1 pseudogene is annotated in these 509 nt (G+C 49.6%); it reads left to right on the top strand.

Going from position 1 to position 509, the window contains the following annotated elements:
• Window positions 1-111: 111 nt before the first annotated feature.
• A pseudogene (locus tag FDX22_RS00350) lies at window positions 112-509 on the top strand (OmpH family outer membrane protein); the annotation flags it as partial.

Genomic DNA, 509 nt, shown 5'->3' with positions numbered 1-509 from the left:
AAAGGAATGTAGTGGTAGTGTAGCGCTGACTTTAGGCGATCTTGCATGGGATCGCCTGGCCACGCAAAGAACTGCACCTTCGGGTGCAAATGGGATGGTAAGGAGTTAATTGTGAAAAAGTGGTTATTAGCTGCAGGTCTCGGTTTAGCGATGGCAACGTCCGCACAGGCTGCTGACAAAATTGCAATCGTCAATATGGGTAGCCTGTTCCAACAGGTTGCACAGAAGACTGGTGTTTCTAATACGCTGGAAAACGAGTTCAAAGGCCGCGCCAGCGAACTGCAGCGCATGGAATCCGATCTGCAATCTAAAATGCAGCGTCTGCAATCCATGAAAGCAGGTAGCGATCGTNTTTCGAGCAGGATCGTCAACGTCGTTCTAACGAAGAACGCGGCAAGCTGGTTAATCGTATCCAGACAGCTGTGAAATCTGTTGCGAGCAGCCAGAGCATCGATCTGGTTGTTGACGCGAACACCGTTGCATACAACAGCAGCGATGTAAAAGACATC

It is taken from the genome of Citrobacter sp. TBCS-14, from assembly GCF_005280805.1.
Classification (GTDB): Bacteria; Pseudomonadota; Gammaproteobacteria; order Enterobacterales; family Enterobacteriaceae; genus Citrobacter; species Citrobacter gillenii.
The sequence above is the reverse complement of the archived record's forward strand: the minus strand, read 5'-3'. Positions and strand labels throughout refer to the sequence as shown.